General features: G+C 52.8%; 21 protein-coding genes and 4 tRNA genes. 13 read left to right on the top strand and 12 right to left on the bottom strand.

From position 1 onward, the window contains the following. Nucleotides 1-6 precede the first annotated feature (6 nt). Genes A8710_RS08050 through A8710_RS08040 form a run of 3 tightly spaced genes read right to left on the bottom strand, consistent with a single transcriptional unit; the run spans nucleotide 7 to nucleotide 1,551 of the window. The gene (locus A8710_RS08050) at nucleotides 7-288 is read right to left on the bottom strand and encodes a hypothetical protein (protein ID WP_068859499.1); all 282 of its coding nucleotides are present in this window, start codon (nucleotides 286-288) and stop codon (nucleotides 7-9) included. A gap of 3 nt (nucleotides 289-291) precedes the next feature. Continuing rightward, nucleotides 292-1,047, bottom strand: a complete 756-nt coding sequence (locus A8710_RS08045) for a UDP-2,3-diacylglucosamine diphosphatase (RefSeq protein WP_068859497.1) — start codon at nucleotides 1,045-1,047, stop codon at nucleotides 292-294. A 3-nt stretch (nucleotides 1,048-1,050) separates the two neighbouring features. Beyond that, nucleotides 1,051-1,551, bottom strand: coding sequence for a peptidylprolyl isomerase (locus A8710_RS08040; RefSeq protein WP_068859494.1), 501 nt, complete (start codon nucleotides 1,549-1,551; stop codon nucleotides 1,051-1,053). A gap of 112 nt (nucleotides 1,552-1,663) precedes the next feature. Between A8710_RS08040 and A8710_RS08035 the strand changes: the two genes are divergently transcribed. The 3 genes from A8710_RS08035 to A8710_RS08025 all read left to right on the top strand — a co-directional run bounded on the left by A8710_RS08035 (nucleotide 1,664) and on the right by A8710_RS08025 (nucleotide 6,142). After that, on the top strand, nucleotides 1,664-3,334 hold the full coding sequence (locus A8710_RS08035) for a glutamine--tRNA ligase/YqeY domain fusion protein (protein ID WP_068859492.1): 1,671 nt from the start codon (nucleotides 1,664-1,666) through the stop codon (nucleotides 3,332-3,334). Then, nucleotides 3,331-4,743 (top strand): cysteine--tRNA ligase, encoded by a 1,413-nt coding sequence (gene cysS, locus A8710_RS08030; protein ID WP_068859490.1) that lies wholly within the window; start codon nucleotides 3,331-3,333, stop codon nucleotides 4,741-4,743. Before A8710_RS08035 ends, cysS begins: the two co-directional genes overlap by 4 nt. A 100-nt stretch (nucleotides 4,744-4,843) precedes the next feature. After that, on the top strand, nucleotides 4,844-6,142 hold the full coding sequence (locus A8710_RS08025) for a hemolysin family protein (RefSeq protein ID WP_068859488.1): 1,299 nt from the start codon (nucleotides 4,844-4,846) through the stop codon (nucleotides 6,140-6,142). A 45-nt stretch (nucleotides 6,143-6,187) separates the two neighbouring features. On the opposite strand, the gene folD is transcribed toward A8710_RS08025, so the two are convergent. Further along, entirely contained in the window at nucleotides 6,188-7,033 is an 846-nt protein-coding gene (gene folD / locus A8710_RS08020; protein ID WP_068859487.1) for a bifunctional methylenetetrahydrofolate dehydrogenase/methenyltetrahydrofolate cyclohydrolase FolD, read from the bottom strand. 265 nt (nucleotides 7,034-7,298) lie between these two features. Here folD and A8710_RS08015 point away from each other — a divergent pair, with 265 nt between their 5' ends. After that, on the top strand, nucleotides 7,299-8,438 hold the full coding sequence (locus A8710_RS08015; RefSeq protein ID WP_094078702.1) for an acyl-CoA dehydrogenase family protein: 1,140 nt from the start codon (nucleotides 7,299-7,301) through the stop codon (nucleotides 8,436-8,438). A gap of 62 nt (nucleotides 8,439-8,500) precedes the next feature. Here A8710_RS08015 and A8710_RS08010 read toward each other — a convergent pair whose 3' ends face one another. After that, nucleotides 8,501-9,280: an enoyl-CoA hydratase gene (locus A8710_RS08010; protein ID WP_068859483.1), complete on the bottom strand. Its 780-nt coding sequence runs from the start codon at nucleotides 9,278-9,280 to the stop codon at nucleotides 8,501-8,503. A gap of 70 nt (nucleotides 9,281-9,350) precedes the next feature. On the opposite strand from A8710_RS08010, the gene A8710_RS08005 reads away from it, so the two are divergent. Then, nucleotides 9,351-10,256, top strand: a complete 906-nt coding sequence (locus A8710_RS08005) for a DMT family transporter (RefSeq protein ID WP_068859481.1) — start codon at nucleotides 9,351-9,353, stop codon at nucleotides 10,254-10,256. Nucleotides 10,257-10,285: 29 nt separating this feature from the next. On the opposite strand, the gene A8710_RS08000 is transcribed toward A8710_RS08005, so the two are convergent. The 7 genes from A8710_RS08000 to A8710_RS07975 form a co-directional block, all read right to left on the bottom strand. Beyond that, nucleotides 10,286-11,824: a cryptochrome/photolyase family protein gene (locus A8710_RS08000; protein ID WP_068859479.1), complete on the bottom strand. Its 1,539-nt coding sequence runs from the start codon at nucleotides 11,822-11,824 to the stop codon at nucleotides 10,286-10,288. Beyond that, entirely contained in the window at nucleotides 11,821-13,104 is a 1,284-nt protein-coding gene (locus A8710_RS07995) for a DASH family cryptochrome (protein WP_068859477.1), read from the bottom strand. The genes A8710_RS08000 and A8710_RS07995 overlap by 4 nt, the downstream gene beginning before the upstream one ends. A gap of 5 nt (nucleotides 13,105-13,109) precedes the next feature. Further along, nucleotides 13,110-13,271 (bottom strand): DUF2256 domain-containing protein, encoded by a 162-nt coding sequence (locus tag A8710_RS12090; protein ID WP_082968738.1) that lies wholly within the window; start codon nucleotides 13,269-13,271, stop codon nucleotides 13,110-13,112. Beyond that, on the bottom strand, nucleotides 13,271-14,815 hold the full coding sequence (locus A8710_RS07990; RefSeq protein WP_198341641.1) for a cryptochrome/deoxyribodipyrimidine photo-lyase family protein: 1,545 nt from the start codon (nucleotides 14,813-14,815) through the stop codon (nucleotides 13,271-13,273). Before A8710_RS07990 ends, A8710_RS12090 begins: the two co-directional genes overlap by 1 nt. Continuing rightward, nucleotides 14,802-15,752, bottom strand: a complete 951-nt coding sequence (locus tag A8710_RS07985; protein WP_082968737.1) for a MerR family transcriptional regulator — start codon at nucleotides 15,750-15,752, stop codon at nucleotides 14,802-14,804. Before A8710_RS07985 ends, A8710_RS07990 begins: the two co-directional genes overlap by 14 nt. Before the next feature lie 176 nt (nucleotides 15,753-15,928). Further along, entirely contained in the window at nucleotides 15,929-16,588 is a 660-nt protein-coding gene (locus A8710_RS07980; protein WP_068859475.1) for an NAD-dependent epimerase/dehydratase family protein, read from the bottom strand. After that, a complete protein-coding gene (locus A8710_RS07975; protein ID WP_068859473.1) occupies nucleotides 16,578-16,844 on the bottom strand; it encodes a TIGR03643 family protein in 267 nt (88 codons plus the stop codon). The genes A8710_RS07980 and A8710_RS07975 overlap by 11 nt, the downstream gene beginning before the upstream one ends. A gap of 181 nt (nucleotides 16,845-17,025) precedes the next feature. Here A8710_RS07975 and A8710_RS07970 point away from each other — a divergent pair. From A8710_RS07970 to lon, 8 genes are all read left to right on the top strand, one after another. Beyond that, nucleotides 17,026-17,102, top strand: a tRNA-Pro gene (locus A8710_RS07970). A gap of 28 nt (nucleotides 17,103-17,130) precedes the next feature. After that, nucleotides 17,131-17,207 (top strand) — tRNA-Arg (locus A8710_RS07965). A 21-nt stretch (nucleotides 17,208-17,228) separates the two neighbouring features. Next, nucleotides 17,229-17,304, top strand: a tRNA-His gene (locus A8710_RS07960). A gap of 52 nt (nucleotides 17,305-17,356) precedes the next feature. Continuing rightward, a tRNA-Lys gene (locus tag A8710_RS07955) sits at nucleotides 17,357-17,432 on the top strand. A gap of 190 nt (nucleotides 17,433-17,622) precedes the next feature. Then, nucleotides 17,623-18,924: a trigger factor gene (gene tig, locus A8710_RS07950; RefSeq protein ID WP_068859471.1), complete on the top strand. Its 1,302-nt coding sequence runs from the start codon at nucleotides 17,623-17,625 to the stop codon at nucleotides 18,922-18,924. 138 nt (nucleotides 18,925-19,062) lie between these two features. Next, nucleotides 19,063-19,686 (top strand): ATP-dependent Clp endopeptidase proteolytic subunit ClpP, encoded by a 624-nt coding sequence (clpP, locus tag A8710_RS07945; protein ID WP_068859469.1) that lies wholly within the window; start codon nucleotides 19,063-19,065, stop codon nucleotides 19,684-19,686. A 30-nt stretch (nucleotides 19,687-19,716) separates the two neighbouring features. After that, on the top strand, nucleotides 19,717-21,009 hold the full coding sequence (gene clpX / locus A8710_RS07940) for an ATP-dependent Clp protease ATP-binding subunit ClpX (RefSeq protein WP_068859467.1): 1,293 nt from the start codon (nucleotides 19,717-19,719) through the stop codon (nucleotides 21,007-21,009). Between the two features lie 155 nt (nucleotides 21,010-21,164). Then, the gene (gene lon / locus A8710_RS07935) at nucleotides 21,165-23,561 is read left to right on the top strand and encodes an endopeptidase La (protein ID WP_068859465.1); all 2,397 of its coding nucleotides are present in this window, start codon (nucleotides 21,165-21,167) and stop codon (nucleotides 23,559-23,561) included. Nucleotides 23,562-23,570: the final 9 nt, after the last annotated feature.

Raw genomic sequence — 23,570 nt, 5'->3', positions numbered from 1 at the left:
CAGCGCTTATTCTGCCACCAGCAGCAGCCCTTCGCCGTCAATATCTTCCATACGCAGCTCTAATCGGGACTTGGAAAACGCAAAGTCTTGCAACTTGGGCGTTTCCAGCGCGAACTGTTCGCCCGCTGACTCGTAGTGAATAATCAGTAAGTCGAGATAGGGCTCTAAGGCCGTTAATCGATAACTGCGATTGTCGCCAAATTCGGGATAGACAAAAATCTCTTCGCTTTGCTTGGCCGCCAGCACTTGAAGCTCTTCAATGGTTTTTTGCAGAATGCTCTTTGCCATGGCTTAAAACCGATACTGCACGAGCTCAATGCCTTCAGGGCTAGCCCAGGCAATGACGGCCTCACCAGCCTCTTCGCGCCAGTCTCCCAGCACCAGACGCTCACCGGCCATGTCGCCGGGCAGTTCCACGGCATGCCGCATCGGGCGATGGGTATGACCGTGAATGAGCAGCTCCACATTGGCTTCCGCCATGACACGAACGACTTCTTCCAGCGTCACATCCATGATGTTTTCTGGTTTGTTGCTGTTCGCCATCTTGCTTTGCATGCGCCACATCTCGGCCACCATCAGGCGTTGATCGAGTGGTTTTTCCAGCATCATTTGCTGCCATTCGCTGCTGCGCGATTGTTGGCGGAACGCCAGGTAGGCGGTATCCAGCGTGCAGAGTTGATCGCCGTGCATGAGCAGGGCGGGAGTACCAAACAGATCGACAACCTCCGACTCAGCCATCATGCGGCCACCGGCGAGCTCGGCAAAACCTGGCACACCGGCAGGGCCACGTTCCAGCAGAAAATCGCGATTGCCGTGGCAAAAGACGAGCTCTATGCCACGTGCTCTGACGCTGCGGAAACTCTCGTAAATACTGTCGAGATAGGGCGTATGAAGATCGTCTCCAACCCAGACCTCAAACAGATCGCCCAGCACATAGACTGCCGAGCAGTCGCCTGGCAGTTCGCGCAGCAGGGTTTTAAAGCCCTCGCTACAGCGCAGCAGGTCAGGCGCGAGATGAACATCCGACAGCAGCAGAGCACAGGCCACGGCTTACTCCGCGATCACTTCGGCAGTTTCAATTACCACGGCGGTACGGGGCACATCTTGATGGCCACCGGCATTACCCGTAGCAACCCCCTTGATTTTATTGACGACGTCCATGCCTTCTACGGTTTTACCAAAAACAGCATAGCCCCAGCCCTGTGGATTCTTGCCGCTGTGGTTGAGAAAGCCGTTGTTGCCGACGTTGATGAAGAATTGAGCCGTTGCTGAGTGCGGATCACCGGTACGCGCCATGGCGATGGTGCCGATATCGTTCTTCAAGCCATTGTCAGCTTCGTTTTGAATGGGCGTGCCAGTCGACTTTTGCTTCATTTTCTCGTCGAAGCCGCCGCCTTGAATCATGAAGCCATCAATGACACGGTGAAAAATAGTGCCGTTGTAGTGACCGTTTTGAACGTATTCAACAAAGTTGGCAACGGTCTTTGGCGCTTTAGCAGCGTCGAGTTCCAGCACGATGCGACCTTGATTTGTGTTAAGTGCAACTTTCATGCGCGGATTCCTGCGTATTTATGAATGACAGTGGACATGTATAGCCCGTATTCGGTTGAGAGCGTACCCCCGTGAGGCGTACACTCCAGCCTTTAATTTTGCCTGCTAGACCATGATTGAAGCCAGAGATTTCATCCGAACCCGTGTGCTTACCGATATTGATAGCGGTGCCCACGCCCAAATTGTGACCCGTTTCCCGCCGGAGCCGAACGGCTACCTGCATATTGGTCACGCCAAATCGATTTGCCTAAACTTTGGACTGGCTGAAGAAGCTGCAACGCATCCCGGTGTTAGCGGGCTGTGCAACCTCCGCTTTGATGACACGAATCCTGAAAAAGAGTCGCAAGAGTACATCGATGCCATTCAGCGTGATGTGCAATGGTTGGGTTTCCAATGGTCAGGCGAAGTGCGTTATGCCTCCTCGTACTTCCAGGCACTGCATGATTTTGCCGTTGAGCTGATTCAAGCGGGCAAAGCGTATGTGGATTCGCAAACGCCGGAACAAATTCGCGAGATGCGCGGCACGTTGAGCCAGCCCGGCAGTAATTCGCCATTCCGTGACCGCTCCATAGCCGAAAACGTGGATTTGTTTGCACGCATGAAAGCGGGCGAATTTCCCGATGGTGCTCATGTCTTGCGCGCGAAAATTGATATGGGCTCAGGCAACATCAACTTGCGCGATCCGATCCTCTACCGCATTCGCCACATCGACCATCACCAGACCGGCAGTGACTGGTGCATCTACCCGATGTACGACTACACGCACCCGATTTCGGATGCCTTGGAAGGCATTACGCATTCGCTGTGCACGCTAGAGTTTGAGGCGCATCGGCCGTTGTATGACTGGCTGTTGGAGCAACTGCCGTCGCTGCCGCACCCACAGCAGATCGAATTTGCGCGGCTCAACCTGAACTACACCGTAACCTCCAAGCGCAAGCTCAAACAGCTCGTTGATGAGAAGCTGGTACAGGACTGGGACGATCCACGTATGCCCACCATTTCTGGCCTGCGTCGTCGTGGCTATACGCCTGCGTCCTTGCGCAATTTCTGTGACCGCATTGGCCTCAGCAAAAGCGATGGTGTAGTGGATGTGGCCATGCTCGAGTTTTGTATTCGTGAGGATTTGGAGCTGAGCGCTCCGCGAGCCATGGCCGTGCTGCGCCCGCTAAAGGTCGTCTTAACGAACGTGGCAGCGGATCATCTCGAAATCATTCGCACGGTACGTCATCCGAATGTGGACATGGGTGAGCGTGAATTACCGCTCACCCAAGAAATCTACATTGACCGTGCAGACTTTGAAGAAGTGCCACCCAAAGGCTTTAAGCGCCTGACATTGGGTGGCGAAGTACGCCTGCGCAATGCCTATGTCATGCGCTGCGATGAAGTCATTAAAGATGCAGCCGGCAATTCCACCGAACTGCGCTGTTCCTTAGACCTCGCCACGCTGGGGGCTAATCCGACGGATCGTAAAGTGAAGGGTGTGATTCATTGGGTATCGGTTTCACATTCCTTACCTGCAACGGTTCGTCTTTACGACCGTCTGTTCAATGATGCCTCTCCAGATCGTGGCGATGCTGACTTCAAAACCTTTATTCATGAAGCCTCTTTAGAGACGCTGACTGACGCCCGCGTTGAGGCCTCGCTAGCCACAGCAGTGGCAGAAGATCGTTTTCAGTTCGAGCGTGAAGGTTATTTCTGCGTTGACTTAAAAGAGTCCAGTCCAGCGCACTTAGTATTCAACCGCACCGTCGGTTTGCGTGACTCTTGGGGCAAGCCGGCATGAGTGTGACATCGTCAGCATTGGTCATTCATAACTCAGAGACGCGCAGCAAGGCCGCCTTTGTGCCGCGAAAAGCCGGTGAAGTCAGCTTGTATGTCTGTGGGATGACGGTCTATGACTACTGTCATATCGGCCATGCTCGCGTCATGGTGTCGTTCGATATCATTACCCGCTGGTTGCGTCACGTAGGCTTCAAGGTCACGTATGTCCGCAACATCACCGATATCGACGACAAGATCATCGCGCGCGCAAACGAAAACGGCGAATCCATTGACGCGCTGACGGCACGCTTTATTGCGGCCATGGACGAAGATGCGGCTGCTTTGGGTACATTGCGTCCGAATCTAGAGCCGAAAGCGACGGATCATGTTGACGATATTTTGCGTATGGTCGACACCTTGGTGAAGAAAGGGCATGCCTATCCTGCCAAGAATGGCGATGTCTATTTCAACGTTTCTAGCTTCCCGCGCTATGGTCGCCTGTCCAATAAAAAATTGGATGAGCTGCAGGCAGGTGCGCGTGTTGAGATCGATGACATCAAGCAAAACCCCATGGATTTCGTGCTTTGGAAGGCCGTAAAGCCCGGTGAGCCCTCATGGGCTTCGCCGTGGGGTCAGGGTCGGCCCGGCTGGCACATCGAATGCTCAGCCATGAGCACGTGCTGCTTAGGCAGCGGTTTTGATATTCATGGCGGCGGTGGGGATTTACTCTTTCCGCATCATGAAAATGAGATTGCACAGTCTGAAGCGGCGACCGGCGAAACCTACGTCAATACCTGGATGCATGTCGGTTTTGTGCAGGTCAATGCTGAGAAGATGTCGAAGTCGTTAAACAACTTCTTCACCATTCGCGAAGTGCTCAAGCAGTATCACCCGGAAGTCTTGCGTTACTTCATTGCCGCTAGCCATTACCGCAGCCCACTGAATTATTCGGACGCTGCGTTGGATCAGGCTAAACAAGCCCTAGAGCGCTTTTATGCAACGCTTGGTGCATTGGTTGATCTAGGCGCGGGCGAGCCAGAAACGGCTGCGGAGTATGAGGCGCGATTTGCATTGGCAATGAACGACGACTTCAATACTCCCGAAGCCCTAGCCGTGCTGTATGAGTTGGTGCGTGAAGCGAATCGCTGTGACAAAGCAGCTGATGCGACGGGTGCTGCACAGTATGCCAACCTGCTTAAACGCCTCGGTGCCATTTTGGGGCTTTTACAGTACGAACCTGAAGCCTTCCGTCAAGCGGGGGCGGGGGATGCAGACTTTGTCGCCGAAGTTGAAGCCTTAATTTCTGAAATAACTGCTGTACGACTCGCTAAAAACTTCCAGCGCTCCGATGAGATTCGGGCTCAACTGCAAGCCATGGGTGTGGCCGTGGAGTTTTCACGCGAAGGCATTCGTTGGCGTAAAGCCGATTAAGCCGGATTAGGCTGGGAGCTGCTAGGGGAAAGCTAGGTTGGCATGTATCATGCTGCACTTGCGGCGATCCCTCGCTCCCGGTCACTAACCGCCGCCTTCTATGGACATACTGCTGATTTTGTTTTTGATTACCTTCAATGGCCTATTTGCCATGTCGGAAATCGCCATCGTTTCATCGCGCCGCATCCGTTTGCAGCAAATGGCTGATACGGGTGACTTAGGTGCAAAGGCAGCGTTGAAGCTGTCTGAACATCCCACTTTTTTCCTGTCCACGGTGCAAATCGGTATTACGCTCATTGGCGTGATGAGCGGAGCCTTGGGCGAAGGTGCCATTACGGACCGGTTACGACCGATCTTCGAGAGCATCCCGTTGATTGCGCCCTATGCCAGCATCTTGGCAACGGGTTGCATGGTTATTCTCATTACCTATTTTTCGTTGATTGTGGGTGAGTTAGTACCTAAGCGTTTGGGTATGCAGTCGCCCGAGAAAATTGCTCGGGTGATTGCGCCATTTATGCGCGGGGTGTTGTTTCTAACACATCCCGTAGTGCGCTTTTTAAGCTGGTCTACCGAGCGAGTGTTGGATTTGCTGGGTGTCAAGCGCACCGGTGACTCGCCGGTAACCGAAGAAGAAATTAAGGGCTTGATGGCAGAAGGTGCTGAGGCAGGCATTTTTGAACAAGCCGAGCGTGAATTGGTCGCCAATGTTTTCCGTCTCGATGACTGGAACTTGAGCTTGATCATGACCACGCGACCGGACATTGAGTGCTTGGATCTTAGCGAGCCGTTGAGCGAGCAAAAAGCCTTACTGGCTCAGACGAGCTACAGTTATCTGCCGGTTTGCCGCGATGGTATGGCGAACATCGTCGGGGTTTTATCACTCCCCGTGCTGTTGCAGCAGCAGTTAGCCAACAACACGATTTGGGATATTGAGTCGCTGGTTAAGCCCGCTTTATTTGCCCCGATGGGCTTGTCTCCCTTGGCGCTACTCGATCTGTTCCGCAGCAAGCGTGAGCATTTAGCCTTAGTCGTGGATGAGTACGGCGAAATTCAAGGTTTAGTGACTCTCACTGATGTGCTGGAAGCCATGGTCGGCGAATTGCCCTCCGATGCCAACGTTGAAGACCCTGATGTAGTTCGCCGTGAAGATGGTTCGTGGTTGATTGATGGCGCACTTTCCATTGAGCGCTTCCGCGACCTTTTCCCGATGGAGTGCGACGATTTAGAAGGCAGTCGAGATTTCCAAACGCTGGCTGGGCTGGTGCTGTTCGAGCTAGGCAGTATTCCTCGAACGGGTCAGGTGATGAATTGGAATGGCTTGCGTCTGGAAGTCGTGGACATGGATGGCATGCGTATCGACAAGCTCTTAGTGAGCAGGCTCAAAGTCATTGATGACTAGATAAGCCCCTACTGGGGCTTATTTATTTAATGGCCGATCGAAGGCTCAACTGACGAGTTGCCGCTCTGCGGCTTGCACGGACTGTTCGATTAAGGTCGCGATGGTCATCGGGCCAACGCCACCGGGCACGGGAGTCCAGGCAGCCACACGATCAACCAACGGCTTCAGCTCAATATCACCCACGCCACCGGGGTGATAACCGGCATCAACGACTACAGCGCCGTCTTTTATCCATGCCGCTTTAATGAACTCGGGGCGACCCACAGCACCAACCACAATGTCGGCTTGCGCAATGAGCGCCGCTAAGTTTTGTGTTTTCGAGTGGCAAATGGTGACAGTGCAATCGGCACTGAGCAGCATCATCGCCATGGGTTTACCGAGGATGGCACTGCGCCCGACAACGACCGCATGCTGACCGGCCAGTGGCACTTGATAATGCTTGAGTAGCGTCATGATGCCGGCTGGCGTGGCTGAGCCATAGGCGCGCTCGCCCATGGCCATGCGTCCAAAGCCTAAGCAGGTCACACCATCCACATCCTTTTCCAGTGCAATCGCATCAAAGCAGGCGCGCTCATCAATCTGATGCGGTACCGGATGCTGTAAGAGGATGCCATGGACATCTGGGTTGGCATTTAGCGTGTGAATCTCAGCCAGGAGTTGCTCGGTCGTGGTCACGCTGGGCAGTTCAAGACGGATGGAATCCATACCAACCCGCTGGCAGGCCTTACCCTTCATGGTCACATACGTCGCTGAGGCAGGGTCGTCGCCCACCAAAATCGTAGCCAAAATTGGCGTGCGACCGCTTTTAGCCTTGATGTGCGCAACGCGCTCGGCGAGCTCGGCTTCCATTTTCAGCGACAGGGCTTTGCCATCCAGCAACAAGGCAGACATGAGATCTCCGTAGCGGTCGTTAAGTTGACGCGTATTTTCGCATGCGCGGGACTGACCTGTCAGTGCTGAACTTAGGACTAGCTTTTCTATGGTGCGAAGAAAAAGGACTGTTCAGTCATAAATCGCTTGCGACTGATGAGTCGCGCTTGTATAAACGCGGCTGGCTGCGAGACCGTTGAGTCACATTTTGAGGTTCGCCTGCCTTTTATGACCTTTTCCGGAGTGGTTTGTCATGAGTTTGAATGTCCCGAATCCTATGAATGCCATGATTCCGCGCACCCTGTTCAGCGCAGAACATGAAGATTTCCGCCGTACTGCCCGCCGTTTTTTTGAAGATGAAATTGCAATTCACCGTGAAAAATGGGAAGAGCAGCAGCACATTGATCGCAACTTGTGGAATAAAGCGGGTGAGCTGGGTCTGCTTTGCCCAACCATGCCTGAAGAATACGGTGGCTCCGGTGTGGACCGTTTATACAGCGTGATCCTCATGGAAGAGCAGGCGCGTGCAGGTGACTCTGCTTCAGGCTTTTCGCTGCACTCCGATATCGTGGCGAACTACCTGAATAACTTCGCCAGCGAAGAGCTGAAGCAAAAGTGGCTGCCAAAGATGGCCACAGGTGAGGCCGTCGGCGCTATCGCCATGACCGAACCCGGCACAGGCTCTGACCTTCAGGCAGTGCGCACCAGCGCCATTGCCGATGGTGATGACTACATCGTGAACGGCAGCAAGATTTTCATCACTAACGGTTATCTCTGCGATATCGCGGTGGTGGTGGTGAAGACGGGTGATCCTAGCAAGGGTGCCGAAAGCATTTCGCTGCTGCTGATCGAAGCCGATCGTCCTGGCTTCAGCAAAGGTCGCCCTTTGAAGAAAGTAGGCATGAAGGGGCAAGACACCTGCGAACTGTTCTTCGACAACGTGCGTGTGCCTAAGTCCAACTTGATTGGCATGGAAGGCATGGGCTTCATCATGCTCATGAAAGAACTGGCCTGGGAACGCTTAATGATTGCCATCATGTGTGCTTCTGGCTGTGAGCAAGTACTGGCTCATACTCTGGCCTATGTGCGTGATCGTAAAGTCTTCGGCAAGCCCGTTGCGGCTTACCAGAACACCAAGTACAAGCTCGCTGAACTGCGCTCGGAAACACAGATCGCCCGCGTTTTTGTGGACAAGTGCATCGAAGAGCAGATCAAAGGCACCTTACAGGTGGATGCCGCTGCAGCCGCCAAGTACTGGGTCTCGGATTTGATGTCCAAGGTGGCTGACGAGTGCGTGCAGCTGCATGGCGGTTACGGCTTCATGCTCGAGTATCCGGTGGCGCAGGCCTACATCGATACCCGTGCTAACCGTATCTATGGCGGCACCAACGAAATCATGAAAGAGCTGATTTCACGTACGTTCTAAGCGTATGGGATCATAAAAAAGGCGCCTGATGGGCGCCTTTTTTATGTGCAACATGACCGCATTTAGGCAGGGTCAAATGGCCTGAAGTTAGGCTGACGTTTTTCTTGGAAGGCTGAAAATGCCTCTAGTGCTTCGGGGGAGGTCACGCGTTCCATAAAGTGTTGACCTTCAAATCGCATGTGCGCTGAAAAAACAGCTTGCTGTGGTTTTTTCAGTAATGACTTGGTGAGCAATACCGACGCATAGGGCTGATGGGCCAATTGCTTAGCTTTCCTCATTGCATAGTCGAGTACAGGCTCATCCAGCACGATGGCATTCACCAGACCAATCTCACGCGCTGTTTCGGGACTGAACGACTCGCCCAACAACAGTAGCTCTGCTGCACGGCGGTGACCGGCCATGAGCGGAAGAACATAGCTTGAGCCAGCTTCGGGGCACAGGCCTAGGCTGACAAACGGTAATTGAAAGCGTGCGGTGGAGTCACAGTAGGCCAAATCGCAGTGCATCAGCAATGTTGTGCCAATACCAATGGCGTAGCCACTGACCGCAGCCACAATGGGCTTTTGGGCATTTAACAAGGTGTTGAGCATCACCATGACCGGCGCCTGTTCATCCGTGGGCGGGTGCTGAAGAAAATCTTTTAAATCATTGCCGCTGGTAAAATTTTCGCCCTCACCACTGAGCACAATCACACGCACACGGGGGTTGGCCTCAGCCGCTAATAACGCATCATTGATGGCGCTATACATGGTGTGGGTGAGTGCATTCTTTCGCTCTGGGCGATGAATCACGATATGGCAAACAGCGTCGTGATGTTGAATTTGAATTTCCGCAGGGCTCATACGGCTTAATCTCATCTTGGGGAGTTTTGAAGGGTGTATCCTAGCGTGCTTAGTCATTTAGAGCGCAGTGATGAAAGCACCTTATTCAACAGACTCTGGATACGTATTTGCAGCCCTAACACTGTTGATTTGGTCGGGCTTTGTCGTGGTTTCCCGTCTGGGTTCTACGAGCATTTTGACCCCTTACGATATTGCCGCGCTGCGCTTGGGTACGGCGGCTTTAGTGCTTGCGCCGTGGTGGTTGCCCCGGCTGCTGCATCGCGAGCGCCGCCAACTGAAGTGGTATCAAGCCTTAAGCCTGGCCCTGTTGGCGGGCATTACCTATCCATTAGCCAGTTATATTGGTTTTCAAACGTCCCCGGCGAGTCATGGCGCTGTCTTAATTTCCGGCATGCTGCCCTTCTTCACGTCTTTTTTTGCTGGTTGGTTATTAGGTGAGCGGCCAAGCCGTGTGCGTGTCTTAGGTCTGGTGTTGATATTAACCGGCGTGTTAACGCTGCTATTTGGTCAGATCACACCTCAAACGTTTTCAACGGCGACCTTAAAGGGCGACCTCATGTTGCTCAGTGCCAGTTGTTTCTGGTCTTTGTTCACAGTGCTAATTAAATACTGGCAGCTCAAAGCATTTGATGTTTCTCTGGGGGTGACGTCCGTATCCGCCATGATTTACCTGCCGGTATTTGCTCTGTTTTTGCCGAGTCATTTGCATTTGGCGAGTGTCGAAGACATTGCGCTTCAGGCGTTTTATCAGGGCTTTATCGTGGTGTGTGTAGCCATGTGGACATATGCGAAAGCGGTGGAGTTACTCGGCAGCGTCAAGGTCGTCATTATGATGTCAGCCGTACCTGTGGTCGGCGCGTTGCTTGCCGTGCCTGTTTTAGGTGAGACCCTAAGTTCTAGCACGGCCTTAGGCGTCACCATCGTTTTTCTGGGGGCACTGATTGGCGCCATGGCTAAGCCGCCTAAGCAAGCCTAAGCCGCCTGAGCCCGCCTAAGGCTAAGGCGCTACAACGCGTTCAGGCGTGAGCGCCATTGTATTGCCTGGTCAGTAATGGCTGATTTTGCTTCGGGCGTCATTTTTTCGAGCTGACGATAGACCATGCCAATGCGCGGATTTTTGCTGAGCGTGTTGGCATGGCGAGCATGAAAATCCCAATACAACGCATTGAAAGGGCAGGCATTGGGGCCAATTCGTTGTTTTTTATCGTAGCGACAGTCTTTGCAGTAGTCGCTCATTTTATCGATGTAAGCAGCGCTGGAGACATAGGGCTTGGTGGCCAGTAGCCCACCGTCGGCATACTGACTCATACCCAGCGTATTGGGCAGCTCTACCCATTCAAAGGCATCAATATAAATGCCTAGGTACCACGTGTGCAGTTGTTGTGGGTTAAGCCCCGCGAGTAGCGCAAAATTGCCAATCACCATCAGACGTTGGATGTGATGAGCATAGGCCTGCTCCAGAGATTGCTTAATGGCCATGCTTAGGCAGCGCATATGGGTTTTGCCCGTCCAGAACCATTCGGGTAAGTCCTGCGCATGCTGAAAGTGATTTTGATGAACGTAGTTCGGCATGCGTGCCCAATAAACGCAGCGAACATACTCGCGCCAGCCCAAAATTTGGCGAATAAATCCTTCCGCCGCTGAAATAGGCACATGACCCTGTTTATAGGCCTGTTCGGCCGCCACGATCACTTCGATCGGAGACAGCATTTTGGTGTTTAGCGCGAAAGATAGGAGCGCATGAAATAGGCGCCAGTCCTGCTGCGTCATGGCATCTTGATACTGCCCGAAGTAGGGCAGGCGATCAGCGATAAAGTCATCCAGCTGGGCCAAGGCCTCGGTTCGATTCAGCGGCCATCGGAAATCTTCTGCGCTGGCCTCCCCGAAGGAATGCACCCCAGCGGCCTGAATTTCTAGCCACAAGGGAAGATGATTGTGTTGAATGCGCTTGTCTGATGGCAGTGCTTGCTGACCATTCCATCGGCCTCGGTTTTCGTGATCGTAGTTCCATTGCCCGCCAACGGGCTTGGCATCGGCTGTCATGAGAATGCCATGGCGCGTTCGCATATCTCGATAAAAGCGTTCCATTAACCAGTTTTTCTGCGAAGCAAAGAGTTTGGATGCATGCTCTCGTGCGGCAAGGAAGTGCTCGCTATCTACCGCATTCGCTTGGATGCCGCGCGCTTCGAGCGCTATGACAAATTGCTTAAGCTGCTGGTCAAGCCGCCACTCATCTGGATTTTGGTACTGAAAGCACTGGGCACTGTAATGACTCAGCAGTCTGTCCAGATTGCTTTCCAGCTGCTGTGTATTCTCGGGGTCTGAAATTTTCAGGTAGTGCACACGATGGCCAGCGCCTTGCAATGAGCGGGCGAGGTCGCGCATGCCCGCCAATACGGCGATGATTTTTTGTGCATGATGTAGGACATAGTCGGTTTCTTGGCGCATCTCCAAAAAGACATAAATAACCGCCTTGTCGATGACCTGAAACCAGCGGTGATTCGGATTGAGCTGATCGCCTAAAACCAGTCGTAGTGTTGTCATGGCGTGCTCCAACGAGCTCGATACAGGCCATCGGCATCGTGTTCACGTGTCTGTTTATCTGGGTTAAAGCGTCTGCCTCCGCGTGGGTCAGTGCCTAAGCCGGCCCCATAAAGCCAGTTGCCTTGATTGCTATACGGGTCATAGTCCACCAATTGATGCTCAAACCAAGCAGCTCCAGCGCGATAGTCACAACCTAAGTCATGCACTAAATAACTAGCCACAATCTGACGCATTCGGTTTGACATGTAGCCACTGGCGGCCAGCTCACGCATGCCGGCATCGACGAGTGGCTCGCCCGTGTTGCCTTCACACCAACGTTGAAAGCGAATGACACTGTGTTTGTTACTGCTAGCGGATGGCGCTAATCCATTGGGGCGATAGAGCGCTGAGCCATACTGCAGATGTAAAAAGCGGAAGTAGTCACGCCAGAGCAACTCAAACCAAATCCAGTAGGTGCTGTCGTTGGCGCCAAATTGGCGCTCATGTTGACGCAGATGCACGAAGAGGTGTCTTGCGGATAAGGCACCGGTGGCTAACCAAGGGGAAAATTTGGTGGAGTAATCCGTGCCAATTAAACCATTGCGAGTCAGTTTATAGCGCTGTGGCAGATCACTTTCAAAGTACTGCTTCACATGGGCCAAGCCAGCCAGTTCTGAGCCGTTATATGCCGCTAAATGATAGGGAAATGCTGAGCGAGGCTCTTCGCAGGCCACTAAGGATGGCGTGTTCTGGTCCCACCCTGAGAGCGCCATATCGGGAAGCGGCGGCAGCTTCGTGGGTGCAGGTAACGGCGGCGGGGGAAGGCATTGCGCTTTCTCCACGTCATGACGAAACCGCGTGAAAACAGGAGGCAATTGATCCATTGAAAACGGTAGATCGACGGGATCAAGTAAGCTGGACTGCCAAACAGTAGTCACTCTGAGTCCAGCCCTACGTAAAGCATCAATCTCAGCTTGCTCTTCTGGGGCCGCAATGTCTTCGCAGAATATGTCCTGAATATGAAGTTTCGTGGCAAGTTCGATGAGAGCGGTCACTGCATTGCCACTGAGTGAAAGCAGGTCACTGCCAGAAGATCGTAATTGCTTTTTTAAGCCAGTAACGGCTTGGTGAAGAAAGGCTTGTCGATGCTGTCCAACACGTTGTGCCAGCCACACATTCCGTTCTTGCTGAGGCAAACAATACACCGGTAGAAGTGCGCTGACGTTTTCAATGGCCCGGTTCAATGCAGGGTTGTCCAGCAGGCGCAAGTCTTGTCTGAACCAATAAATGGCAGAGGTCATAGGGGTTATTGGTCCTGTTGTATTTGGCGTGTAGGCGCACGGCGACAGCGCTCTGAGCAGAATTTGACCTGCTCCCAGTCACGTGCCCATTTTTTGCGCCAAGAAAATGGCCTTAAACACACAGGGCAGGTTTTTTCTGGCAATTCAGATTTTTTATGACCCTTCATCATGTCCAATCCCAGCCAAGTTGAGCTTGCTTGAGGTGTTTAAGATCGGCGATTTTTTTTCGGGATGCATGTCGTTCAATGACTGCAAACTTTCCGACCTTAAACGTTGGGTCTGAACGTCTGGCCAGCATCTTGGCCTTAGCAAGCCGGGTGGCTGTTACTAAGTCTACTAACGGAAAGGGTAGGCTTTGACCCACGATCACGCCGCAACTCTGCTGAATAGAGTCGGGCATGCGCCAGGGTTCAAAAAGCCATGCTTGGGGAACTTCGCGCATCGCAGGCAACCATCGCCTCACAAAAATACCGTGTGGGTCATGATCTTTAGCTTGCTTAATGGGGTTGTACACTCTTGGCACATTGATGCCTGTAGTGCCCGATTGCATTTGCAGTTGGCTCCAGTGAATACCCGGTTCGTAGTCCAGAAACTGCTGAGCCAACCATTCGCCAACGGGACGCCAATGAAGCCAGAGTGGATAAGCAGCGACGGAGACCAACATCGCGCGCATACGAAAATTAAGCCAGCCTGTATCCCTTAACATGGCTACACAGGCATCGACTAAGGGCCAGCCTGTTTGGCCTTGTTTAAGCGCAGTAAAATGAGCTTCACACCATTCATGTTCTCGAAGGTTGTCATAGCCGCGATGCATGTTTTGCCACTCAATCTCAGGTTCAGTCTCCAACTTCTGAATAAAGTGACAGTGCCAGTGCAAGCGACTGATAAAGCCTTGCAAACTGAGACGAGTGTGTACGGCAGACGCTGGTAACTGGTTCAATTTCAGCTGAGTAGCTTGCATGACTTCACGCAAGCTCAGGCAACCATGAGCCAAATAGGGCGATAGCCTCGAACAAGCGGTGGGTGCTGAAAGTGGGGATGAAATGCCGCCGCGGTATGACTCGCAACGCTCGTTTAAAAAGTCGCTCAGCACGATGAGTCCTTGCTGTCGCCCGCCGCGTTGCCGCTGCCGAGGTTCATCCACTGACAGTCCTAGTTGTGTGGCACTAGGCAAGGTCACCTGCTTAAGTGGGTGGGAGTAAAAAGACAACTGAATAGGTTGCTTAGCCTGCAAAGCCGAAACATGTTGCTGCCAAAAGGCTAGCCAGTGATCTCGATTTTTCAACGGTCTAGCGACACCAAACTGGGGCGTTTCGATCCACTCAATGTGGTTTCTCATACAAAACTGTTTAACCAGCAGGTCACGTGAAAAGCTGGCTGCATTCCCTGTTTCTTGGTGGGAATACAGTGCTTGAAACGGCATGACCTGATACAGCTCGTCCAATATCAACTCGGCATCGCCATAGTGAACGCTGAGGCTGCCGCCCAACTTGCTTAGATTGCGCTCGAGGTCCTGAAGCGACTCACGGATGAAATGATAGTGCTGCCTAGCGGCGTCTGGCTGGGTCCAAAGTCTGGGCTCAACGCAATAGATGCAAAAAACAAGGCCGCGCTTGGCGGCCTCAATGAGTGGGGTGTGGTCAGCGATGCGTAGATCCCGTTTAAACCACACCACACTGTAGGGCTGAAACATGTGTTCAGCGTGGGCCATGGGCGATACGCCAGTTTTTTACAGCCTGCCGAATACTGGGCAGGTCATGGAAAAACTTGACCGCTTCTACACTGCGTCGTGTGGAGCGCAGTGAAGCGCCGCCGCCCCAAATTTCAACGGCCAACGGCAATCTGAAGCGCAGCTCCTCAAGGTACTCAATGGCCTTGGTGGTCGGGTATGACGCACTAAAGGACAAAGCCACGATGTTCATCTTGTGACGCTGTACCGCTTGCACAATGTCCTTCACTGGCATTTGTGCGCCGTAGCAAACCGCATCGGCATCATCTAAACGCAACAGCGCCTCCACCATTAAAATCCCTTGGGTGTGAGTTTCCTCGGGTGGTGTGGTCAGCAAGATGCGAGGCGGGCGATTCACTGCGCGTAGGTTGCTGATCGCCTGGCGAACAATATTTTGCACTTGCTCCGTAAACAGATGCTCTTCGTGAATTTCCACTAGGCCCCGCATCCAGGTGTCACCGACGATGGTGTTCGCGTGCTGCATAAAGTCGACGACAAAGTGCTCTAAACCCATTTTTAGCAATTGATGCGCTAGGTAATCCCTGACTTGATTCACATCATGGGTTTTCAAAACGGTAAGCAGCTCGGCTTCAAGTTCTTCTGGAACCTCATGGCGAGACTGCGTTTGCGAGCGAAGCATCCGCTCCAACTCGGCGGTTTCCAAGTTGATAACTTTGCCCGGACGAAACCCAGCATCAATCAGCCGACGCAACAAGCGAAGCTTGGTGATTTGAGCCAGTGGATAAATGCGATCACCCTGAGCATCACGCTCTGGCGACGGGAAGCCATATCGGCGTTCCCACATTCTCAATAACTCTTTGGTGATTCCTGTCTCCCGCTCGACGGCATTGATGGGTAGCAACACCGGGGTCTCAGTGACGAGGGCAGGGTCTAGCTTCACAGCGACATTGGTATTCATTTTGTACCTCTCAGATCAAACCGTCGAATCGGTTTGTACAGGACAAATAGTAGTCTTCGCTGAGTGGCTTTGTATTATACAAAAATGTGACGAAACGTATTTATCCAGTTATTTATCAAAATTTTTTAATTAATGCTGTGAAGGCTAAGAGTTAAGTAATTTACTTAAGTTTATGTTTATAAAATACTTTCCGACTCAACGACGAGTTTTTTACCCGTGCCGAGGGCAATACCATTGATCAACGAACGAGCAATAGCTTCTGGTGTGACAGCGCGGTATCGGCGGGGTATGAGTGGCTTGGTCATGCGGAAAAGAACCAGTCCCATATGCTCAAGCGGCCGACTTCTATCGCGTTTGGCGTCGATTAAGGACGGGCGAACGATGATGGTTCGGTCAAACGACATGGCCAAGATCGCCTGTTCAACCTCCGCTTTGATGCGTAAATAGAAGCTACCCGACAGCGAGGCCCCCAGGGAGGAGTTCAAAGCAAAAACCTTTGCTCCGCCTCCTTGGGCCAATCGTGCCAATTCCAGGACGAGTGTTTTATCGATCGCCGCGAAGGCCTCTTTTGATCCCGCTTGTTTTAGGGTCGTCCCCAAGGCACAAATGACGGCATCACAGGTAAAGGCTTGCTGTAAGGCAAGACTGGCGCCGTCAAAGCGAAGGGGCAAGTTGTCGAAATCCAGTTGGGGGTTGATTAACTTCGGGTGAGCGGGGAGTGGGCGACGAGTAGGTGCAATCACTTCCAAAATAGTGTCATTTTCGAGTGCTTGTTTCAGAACGGCAGTGCCCACAGCACCGGTACCACCAAGAACTAATAGTCGATTAATTGTCATCAGGCATTGATCCATCTAAATCGTGTGTGTCTTGGATCATAACAAGATGTCGTTGACCATGCTTTTGCATGCGGCCTTTCACGCGTTCGCGCCAAATCTTATAGCTGCCCGCTTTAAGCTCACGCTTCATGATGGCCTTAACTCGGGGCTCAGATAGACCCATTTCGGCCTGTATGGCCTCAAATGAGGTCTCATCATCCCAAGCCATGGCAATTAATTGACTAATTTCTGCTGGGGTTAGTGTTTTTGCGCTCATGCCTTGCAGTGTATGGCGTTGAGCGCCTTCGTCACTGCTACAAAAATACCTGTATTGATGAAAGTTTCATCACTCAGTTATATTCTTAGCTAAGCTTTTGTTGACGGAGCTATTTTGCTTCCGTAAGATGCGGCCTCGCAACGAGGTAAGCTGTTTTCGAACAGTAAGTCGGCGGAAAATTCGGGGTATAGCGCAGTCCGGTAGCGCGCCTGGTTTGGGACCAGGATGTCGGGAGTTCGAATCTCTCTACCCCGACCAATTTTCTGTTGATGCGAACTTCAATCCTGCGCTCGTAGCTCAGTTGGATAGAGCATCGGCCTTCTAAGCCGAGGGTCGCAGGTTCGAGCCCTGCCGGGCGCACCAGCCTCGTAGCGAACGTTTGTGGTGGCTGTAGCTCAGTTGGTAGAGTCCCGGATTGTGATTCCGGCTGTCGTGGGTTCGAGTCCCATCAGCCACCCCACCTCTTTCTCTGCCCAGCGGCTAAGCCGAGAAATCGCTTCAATCCCGTCTTCGGGCCGTTAGCTCAGTTGGTAGAGCAGTGGACTCTTAATCCATTGGTCGATGGTTCGAATCCATCACGGCCCACCATATCTGTAATGTCTATGATTCATAGCGACCCTAGAGGTCGTTTTTTACTTTCTGGCCTCTGCAAACCTTGGGCGCCACATTCTCTTGGCTCGCTCTAGCAATCTGATCGGCTTCCTCTATAATCCTGACCCTCGCTTTTGGCAGCGGCCGGCCGTTTGCCTCTTAATTCATCGATTCTGTTGAGGTTGTCATGCAAGTTAGTGTTGAAACCGTTTCCACGCTTGAGCGTCGCGTCAAAGTAGTTGTTCCGGCCGCTAAAATTGAACAAGACGTGCAGGCACGCATTGTTAAAGCCGCGCGCACCATTCGCATGGATGGTTTCCGTCCAGGCAAAGTCCCCATGTCGCTGATTCAGAAGCGTTATGGTGAGTCGATTCGCCAGGAAGCGCTGGGCGAAATCATTCGTGACAGTTTCTACGAAGCCGTGACTCAGGAAGGCATCAACCCCGCAGGCTTCCCCAGCATTGAAGAAGTCTCGGACAAAGCTGGCGAAGACATGACATTCAGCGCTTTGGTAGAAGTCTATCCTGAGCTAGTACTGAGCAGCTTTGCTGACATCAAGGTCGAGCGACCCGTCGTTGACATCGGTGAAGCCGATCTCGACGAAATGATCGAAAATCTGCGTAAGCAGCGCTCCACCTTCGAAGAGAGCACTGAGGCTGCTGCAGATGGCGACAAAGTCACGCTAGATTTCGCAGGTAGCATCGACGGCGAAGCCTTTGAGGGTGGCACGTCTACTAACTTCGAATTGGCTCTCGGCTCAGGCCGCATGATTCCTGGCTTTGAAACCGGCATCGTGGGCATCAAGGCTGGTGAAGAACGCGACATCAACGTGACTTTCCCCGCCGATTACCAGGCTGAAAACCTGCGTGATAAAGCCGCCGTGTTCAAAATTACAGCACACAAAGTTTCTAAGGCCGTTCTGCCTGAGCTGGACGCAACCTTCTTGGCTGCATTCGGCGTAACAGAAGGCGGCGTTGAGAAGTTCCGTGAAGACGTTCGTAAGAACATGACCCGCGAACTGAAGCAAGCGGTTAAGAACAAGGTAAAGACTCAGGTCATGGATGCTTTGTTGGCTAACAACACAGTGGAAGCACCGAAAGCATTGGTCGGCAACGAAATCAATCGTCAGCGCGAAGCCATGTTCAAGCAGTTTGGTGGCAACGCCAAGATTGATCCTAAAATGCTGCCAGATGACCTCTTCCGTGAGCAGGCACAGCGTTCAGTGGCTCTCGGCCTGCTGATCAGCCAGATCATCAAAGATAAGTCGGTAGAAGTTGATCAAGCTCGCGTAAAAGCCGTGATCGAAGAAGTCGCTGAGTCCTACGAAACGCCAGAAGAAGTGGTGAACTACTACTACAGCAACCGTGAGCAACTGGCTCAGGTTGAAGCCATGGTGTTGGAAGACCAAGTTGTGGATACGGTATTAGCTCAAGCGCAGGTTACAGAAGCTGCTGCACGCTACACTGAGATCGTTCGTACCGGTCGTTAATGCGTTAAGCATACGCTCGTGGTCTTGACCTCGGGCTACTGCAGACACGACACTCCCAGTAGTTGGTAACAACACTGGGAGTTTTCATTTATGAGACTCCACTTTCGGCGTGAGCCTTATCTGTACAAGGTGTAATTCATGAGAATCGATTTATCGCAGAACACGGCTCCGAGTAACTTAGGCTTGGTGCCTATGGTGGTAGAGCAGTCTGCTCGCGGCGAGCGCGCCTTTGATATTTATTCGCGCCTGTTGAAAGAACGTGTGATTTTCATTGTCGGCCCTATCGAAGACCACATGGCGAATCTGGTGGTGGCTCAGCTGCTTTTCCTGGAGTCGGACAACCCCGATAAAGACATCCATCTCTACATTAACTCGCCTGGTGGCTCGGTCACGGCCGGCATGGCGATCTATGACACCATGCGCTTTATCAAGCCCGATGTGTCCACGATTTGCGTGGGTCAGGCTGCGTCCATGGGCGCGTTCTTGTTGTCTGCCGGCACTAAGGGCAAACGCTTCGCCCTTACGCACTCCCGCGTCATGATTCATCAGCCGCTGGGCGGCTTCCAAGGTCAGGCCTCGGATATTGCGATCCACGCAAAAGAGATTTTAAAAATTAAAGGCCAGTTGAACCAACTGCTGGCAGACCACACCGGTCAGCCGATTGAGAACATTGAGCGCGACACAGATCGCGACAACTTTATGGCCGCAGATGAAGCACAGAGCTATGGTCTGATCGACCAAGTGTTAACGAAGCGCCCATAAGCCACATAACAGGTATTTGAGAGAATCAGCATGACCGACGAGAAACGAGGAGGGGACAGCAAGCTGCTGTTCTGTTCCTTCTGCGGAAAAAGCCAACACGAAGTTCGCAAGCTAATTGCGGGCCCGTCGGTGTATGTCTGCGACGAGTGCGTTGATCTCTGCAACGACATTATTCGCGAAGAAGTTCAGGAGAAAGCGGACGAGAAAGCCAGTGATCGCCTGCCAACCCCGCGTGAGCTGAAAGCCTCGTTGGATGATTATGTCATTGGTCAGGAACAAGCCAAGCGTGTGCTCGCTGTAGCGGTTTACAACCACTACAAGCGTCTGCGTGCCGGTATGAAGCGTGCCGTCGGTGCCCGCGCCGGCACTGAAGTCGAGTTGTCGAAGAGCAATATCCTGCTCATTGGCCCGACGGGCTCGGGTAAGACTTTATTGGCAGAGACCTTGGCGCGCGTGCTGAATGTGCCCTTTACCATTGCCGATGCGACCACGCTGACGGAAGCCGGCTATGTCGGTGAAGATGTAGAGAACATCATTCAGAAGTTGCTGCAAAAGTGCGACTACGACGTGGAGAAGGCGCAGACTGGCATCGTCTATATCGATGAAATCGACAAGATTTCTCGCAAGAGTGATAACCCGTCCATTACGCGTGATGTCAGCGGTGAGGGCGTTCAGCAAGCGCTGCTAAAGCTCATTGAAGGCACGGTTGCCAGTGTGCCACCGCAGGGTGGTCGCAAGCATCCTCAGCAAGAGTTCCTGCAGGTCGATACCTCGAACATTTTGTTCATCGTCGGCGGTGCTTTTGCCGGGCTGGATAAGGTCATTGCTCATCGTGCAGAGCCCGGCGGTATTGGCTTTAACGCGCAAGTGAAGAGCATCAGCAAGGCGCCTAGCGTTGGCGAGCTGTTCCAAACGGTGCAGCCGGATGATTTGGTGAAGTTCGGCTTGATTCCGGAGTTCGTTGGCCGTCTGCCCGTGATTGCTTCGTTAACGGAATTGAATGAAGCAGCGCTAATCCAAATCCTGACTGAGCCGAAGAATGCCTTGACCAAGCAGTATGCTAAGCTATTTGACATGGAAGGTGCATCGCTGGAGTTCCGCCCAGAGGCCCTGAGTGCGATAGCTAAGCGTGCTTTGGAGCGAAAAACGGGGGCTCGTGGCCTGCGCTCGATTTTGGAAGGTGTTTTGCTCGGTACCATGTACGAGCTTCCCTCCTTAGAAGGTGTTAGCCGCGTCGTGGTAGACGAAAAAGTGATCTTGGGTGAAACAGAGCCTTTATTGGTTTATGACAACATTGAGACGGCTCGTGTTATGCCAGAGTAGTGATTAGACTCGATTCGAGTGACAAAAAAGGGACCATCGGTCCCTTTTTTGTTGGCTTTTCGCTCAACCAGCGATTGGTCACCTTGTAATCTGGCTCGGTCTCCCCCAAAAAGGAGTTAAGCGCATCTGCGCAGTCAGATTGGGAGTGTTGTGTCATGACTGATGGCCTCAAGTTACCGTTATTGCCATTGCGTGATGTGGTGATTTATCCCCACATGGTCATTCCGTTGTTTGTAGGGCGTGAGCGTTCGATTCAGGCGCTAGATTTGGCGATGAATGCCGACAAGCAAATTTTTTTGGTGTCGCAGCGTGATGCGGCCGAGGATGACCCACGCCAGTCCGGGCTCTACACCATTGGTACTATCGCCCAGGTGTTACAACTCCTAAAGCTACCCGATGGCACCGTTAAAGTGCTCGTGGAGGGCTTGCGCCGCGCAGAGCTGAGCGATCTCACCGAGACGGATGGCGCCTTCGTGGCGGTCTTGTCTGAAATCCCGAGTGAAGATCTGACACGTGCAGACGCGGAAGTGCTGACTCGAACGCTGCTCAATCAATTTGATCAATACGTGAAGCTGTCCAAGAAGGTCGCTGCCGAGGTGCTGACGTCTGTCACCGGCATTGATGACCCCAGCCGACTCGCAGACACCATTGCCGCTCATTTATCGCTGCGTTTAGAAGAAAAGCAGGCCATCTTAGACATCCTGCCAGTGCAGCTTCGCGTTGAGCACCTCATGGCCTTGATGGAATCAGAGATCGACATTCTGAAGGTCGAAAAGCGCATTCGTGGCCGCGTTAAGAAGCAGATGGAAAAAAGCCAGCGTGAGTACTATCTGAACGAGCAAATCAAAGCGATTCAGAAGGAACTGGGCGATCTTAATGAGGGCGGTGAGGATGAGCTGTCTGAAATGGAGCAGCGCATTGCAGCGGCCGGCATGCCTGTGGATGCCCGCAAGAAAGTCGACAGTGAGCTGAAGAAGCTACGCCAGATGTCGCCCATGTCTGCCGAGGCGACGGTGGTCCGGAGCTATATCGACTGGATGCTGGGTGTGCCTTGGAAGAAGCGCAGCCGTGTCCGTATTGATTTGAAAAAAGCCCGCGAAATTCTCGATGCGGATCACTTTGGCCTAGAAGAAGTCAAAGATCGCATTCTGGAATACCTTGCCGTGCAATCGCGCGTTAAGAAGCTCAATGGCCCGGTGCTTTGTTTAGTGGGCCCACCCGGTGTGGGTAAAACTTCATTGGGGCAGTCTATTGCGAAGGCGACTAATCGTGAATTCGTGCGTATGGCGTTGGGCGGTGTGCGTGATGAGGCCGAGATTCGTGGTCATCGCAGAACCTATATCGGCTCCATGCCGGGCAAGCTGATCCAGAAGTTGTCTAAAGTGGGTGTTCGTAACCCACTGTTTTTGCTCGATGAAATCGACAAAATGTCTTCTGATATGCGAGGCGATCCGTCGTCAGCCTTGTTGGAGGTTTTGGACCCTGAGCAGAATAAGGCCTTCAATGATCACTATCTCGAAGTCGACTACGACCTGTCGGAAGTAATGTTCCTGTGTACCGCGAACTCCATGAATATTCCGGCGCCTTTGCTGGATCGTATGGAAGTCATACGCTTACCCGGCTATACCGAGGCCGAGAAAATTGCCATCGCGCTGCAGTACCTGGTGCCTAAGCAAATTGAAGCGGCAGGTTTAAAGCCCAGCGAAATCAGCATCACTGAATCCGCTTGCCGAGATATCGTGCGTTATTACACGCGTGAGGCCGGTGTGCGTGCCTTGGATCGCGAAATCGCCAAGGTCTGTCGTAAGGTCGTGAAAGAGGCCGTGATGGGCACGCGCCACGGCGCGATTGTGGTGGATGATGCATTGCTGGAAGCGTATTTGGGTGTTCGTAAGCACAACTACGGTAAAGCCGAAGCGGAAGATCAAGTGGGTCAGGTGACGGGCTTAGCTTGGACTTCTGTGGGCGGCGAGCTGCTCACCATTGAGGCCATTTCCGTGCCGGGTAAAGGTGGCCAGTTAATGACGGGCTCGCTGGGCGATGTCATGCAAGAGTCCATTCGCGCGGCCATGACGGTAGTGCGCTCGCGTTCACGCACGCTGGGCCTATCGCCTGATACGTTCGAAAAGCGTGATATTCATATCCACATGCCAGAAGGCGCCACACCCAAAGATGGCCCCAGCGCAGGTATCGGTATGTGCACCGTACTGGCTTCTGTCCTGACCGGAATCCCGGTGCGAGCAGATGTGGCGATGACCGGGGAAATTACCCTGCGTGGGCAGGTCTTGCCGATTGGCGGCTTGAAAGAGAAACTTCTGGCAGCGCATCGTGGTGGCGTTCGCACCGTCATCATTCCTGAAGAAAATGCGCGTGATCTGAAGGATATTCCGGATACGGTGAAGGCCGCATTGGAGATCCGTACGGTGAAATGGATCGACGAAGTGCTCGCCATTGCCCTCACGCAGACCCCTCAACCGTTAAGTGATGAGGCGTATGAAGCGGGTTTGGCTCGTGTCGAAAGACGGGATCAGCCCAATGTCAGCCACCATTAAGGCCGGTAA

It is taken from the genome of Perlucidibaca aquatica (genome assembly GCF_001676655.1).
Taxonomy (GTDB): domain Bacteria; phylum Pseudomonadota; class Gammaproteobacteria; order Pseudomonadales; family Moraxellaceae; genus Perlucidibaca; species Perlucidibaca aquatica.
This window is presented reverse-complemented; position numbering and strand designations above follow the sequence as displayed.

Coding starts and splice junctions, on each gene's coding strand:
- A8710_RS08050 (WP_068859499.1), bottom strand. CDS start 288: ATGGCAAAGAGCATTCTGCAAAAAACCATTGAAGAGCTTCAAGTGCTG.
- A8710_RS08040 (WP_068859494.1), bottom strand. CDS start 1,551: ATGAAAGTTGCACTTAACACAAATCAAGGTCGCATCGTGCTGGAACTC.
- A8710_RS08035 (WP_068859492.1), top strand. CDS start 1,664: ATGATTGAAGCCAGAGATTTCATCCGAACCCGTGTGCTTACCGATATT.
- cysS (WP_068859490.1), top strand. CDS start 3,331: ATGAGTGTGACATCGTCAGCATTGGTCATTCATAACTCAGAGACGCGC.
- A8710_RS08025 (WP_068859488.1), top strand. CDS start 4,844: ATGGACATACTGCTGATTTTGTTTTTGATTACCTTCAATGGCCTATTT.
- folD (WP_068859487.1), bottom strand. CDS start 7,033: ATGTCTGCCTTGTTGCTGGATGGCAAAGCCCTGTCGCTGAAAATGGAA.
- A8710_RS08015 (WP_094078702.1), top strand. CDS start 7,299: ATGATTCCGCGCACCCTGTTCAGCGCAGAACATGAAGATTTCCGCCGT.
- A8710_RS08010 (WP_068859483.1), bottom strand. CDS start 9,280: ATGAGCCCTGCGGAAATTCAAATTCAACATCACGACGCTGTTTGCCAT.
- A8710_RS08005 (WP_068859481.1), top strand. CDS start 9,351: ATGAAAGCACCTTATTCAACAGACTCTGGATACGTATTTGCAGCCCTA.
- A8710_RS08000 (WP_068859479.1), bottom strand. CDS start 11,824: ATGACAACACTACGACTGGTTTTAGGCGATCAGCTCAATCCGAATCAC.
- A8710_RS07995 (WP_068859477.1), bottom strand. CDS start 13,104: ATGACCTCTGCCATTTATTGGTTCAGACAAGACTTGCGCCTGCTGGAC.
- A8710_RS12090 (WP_082968738.1), bottom strand. CDS start 13,271: ATGAAGGGTCATAAAAAATCTGAATTGCCAGAAAAAACCTGCCCTGTG.
- A8710_RS07990 (WP_198341641.1), bottom strand. CDS start 14,815: ATGGCCCACGCTGAACACATGTTTCAGCCCTACAGTGTGGTGTGGTTT.
- A8710_RS07985 (WP_082968737.1), bottom strand. CDS start 15,752: ATGAATACCAATGTCGCTGTGAAGCTAGACCCTGCCCTCGTCACTGAG.
- A8710_RS07980 (WP_068859475.1), bottom strand. CDS start 16,588: ATGACAATTAATCGACTATTAGTTCTTGGTGGTACCGGTGCTGTGGGC.
- A8710_RS07975 (WP_068859473.1), bottom strand. CDS start 16,844: ATGAGCGCAAAAACACTAACCCCAGCAGAAATTAGTCAATTAATTGCC.
- tig (WP_068859471.1), top strand. CDS start 17,623: ATGCAAGTTAGTGTTGAAACCGTTTCCACGCTTGAGCGTCGCGTCAAA.
- clpP (WP_068859469.1), top strand. CDS start 19,063: ATGAGAATCGATTTATCGCAGAACACGGCTCCGAGTAACTTAGGCTTG.
- clpX (WP_068859467.1), top strand. CDS start 19,717: ATGACCGACGAGAAACGAGGAGGGGACAGCAAGCTGCTGTTCTGTTCC.
- lon (WP_068859465.1), top strand. CDS start 21,165: ATGACTGATGGCCTCAAGTTACCGTTATTGCCATTGCGTGATGTGGTG.